At 67.6% G+C, this 2,134-nt stretch carries 1 protein-coding gene; it reads left to right on the top strand.

Features of this window, described 5'->3' with window-relative positions; all coding sequences use genetic code 11:
* Positions 1-428 precede the first annotated feature (428 nt).
* On the top strand, positions 429-2,087 hold the full coding sequence (locus ACFVJ3_RS49310; protein WP_378459018.1) for a transposase: 1,659 nt from the start codon (positions 429-431) through the stop codon (positions 2,085-2,087).
* The last annotated feature ends 47 nt before the right edge of the window (positions 2,088-2,134 follow it).

Raw genomic sequence — 2,134 nt, forward strand, 5'->3', positions numbered from 1 at the left:
TTAGCGCCGATTTTCGCGGAGCGGTGATTACCTGAGCTTGGGTACGCGGGGGGCAGTGCTCATGGCGTCGTGAGGATTGGGTGGATTTGTGTAGTAGGCGATTCGGTGAGCGGCGATGGGATCACGGCACGAGATAGTGAAGGCATCTCGCTGACTGGTAGGCCGATTCCCGACTGGTATTGCCTCGGCCCGGCCGAAGGCCCTGAAGGACAACCGGCGGCAACTGAAACTACATTGGGGTTATTTCAAGGATTCTGGTGTGATCAGCAGCCGAGTCAGGCGACACGCGCCCGCAGGTCCTTGATCGCCGCGACCGAACACGATTCACTAGCACTATCGACCAGTCAGCGAATACCCATCAGTCAGCCCGTGCGGGCGGCGAGTTCTTCGCCGCCCCGGCGCCAGGCCCGCAGACCCGCTACGAGGCATTGCGGGCCTATCTCCTCGACGGTGAACCCGCCGCGGCCGTAGCCGAGAGGTTCGGCTACACCACCGCCGGGCTGCACTCGGCCGTGGCCGACTTCCGCGCCGGAGCGAAGAACTTCTTCGTCGAAGCCCGTCCCGGCCCCAAGACCGCACCCGGCAAGGACGCCGCCCGCACCCGGATCATCGCCCTGCGCGCGCAGGGATACTCCATCGACGAGATCGCCGCCGAGCTGGCCGCCGAGGGCATCGGGTTGAACCGCACCGGGATCAGCGAGGTCATCGCCGAAGCCGGCCTACCCCGGATCTGGCGCCGACCGGAAGCCGCCCGCGGCGGCCCCCGTCGCGAAAACCTGCCCCGGGCCCGTGCACTGACTCCCGACGACTACGCGCAGCTGCCCGCCGACGCACCCACCCGGATGGCCGGGCTGCTGCTCGCGCTGCCCGACCTGCTCGCCCTGGACCTGCCCGCATTGGTCACCGCCGCCGGCTATCCCGGCACCCGCGACATCCCCGCGATCAACTACCTGCTCGGCCTGCTGGCAGTGAAGCTTACCGGCACCCGCCGGGTCTCCCACGTGCACGACCTGGCCGCCGACCCCGGCGCCGCGCTGTTCGCCGGCCTCACGGCGCTGCCCAAGACGACCGCGCTGACCACGTACTCCTACCGGCTCCAGCACGCCAAGCAGAAGAAGTTCCTGACCGCGCTGGACAAGGCTTCCGTCGCCGCGGGCCTGGCCACCGGCGAGGTGCTGAACCTGGACTTCCACGCCGTCATGCACTGGGGCGAGGACGCCGCGCTGGAGAAGCACTACGTGCCCTCCCGCTCGCAACGCACCCGCAGCGTGCTGACGTTCTTCGCCGAGGACGCCGACTCCCACGCCCTGCTCTACGCCAACGCCGACCTGGCCAAAGCCACCCAGAACAACGAGGTCCTCGACTTCGCCGAGCACTGGAAATCCGTCACCGGCACCCACCCCGCCCTGCTCGTGATGGACTCCAAGGTCACCACCCAAACCCAGCTCGGCGAACTCACCGACCGCGGCATCGGCTTCATCACCCTGCGCGCCCGCACCCCCAAACTCACCGCCCACCTCCACGCGCTACCCACCAGCGCCTGGACGAACCTGACCGTGGCCCGCGCCGGCGGCAAAACCCGCCGCGTCCGAATGATCGAGGACCCCGCCGCGAAACTATCGACCTACCCCGGCACGCTGCGTCAACTCGCCGTCGCCGGCCTGGGCCACGACGAACCCACCATCCTGATCACCAACCAGCACTCGATGCCCGCCAAACAGATCATCGAAACCTACTCCCGCAGAATGAACATCGAACAACGCCTCGCCGAAGCGATCCGCTCCTTCCACCTCGACTCCCTCACCGGAGCCGTCCCCCTCAACATCGACCTCGACGTCGTGCTCACCGTCCTGGCCCACACCCTCTGCGACGCCCTGCGCCGCCGCATCCCCGGCTACCAGGCCGCCACCCCCGACACCCTGCAACGCCGGTTCCTGTCCACCGGCGGCCACATCCTCAACCACGGCAACCAATTCGTGGTTCGCCTCGACCGGCGCACCTACTCACCCGTACTGCGACAAGCCACCCTGCCCGAGATCTCCGTCCCCTGGCTCGGTGGCCGCACCGTGCGCTACGAGTTCGCGTGAGCAGACACAAAATGCGGGTCGATTCGCTGAGTGAAAATCGGCGTTAG

Origin of the sequence: Rhodococcus sp. NPDC127593, assembly GCF_042671975.1 — a bacterium.
In the GTDB taxonomy this organism is placed as follows: Bacteria; Actinomycetota; Actinomycetes; order Mycobacteriales; family Mycobacteriaceae; genus Rhodococcus_F.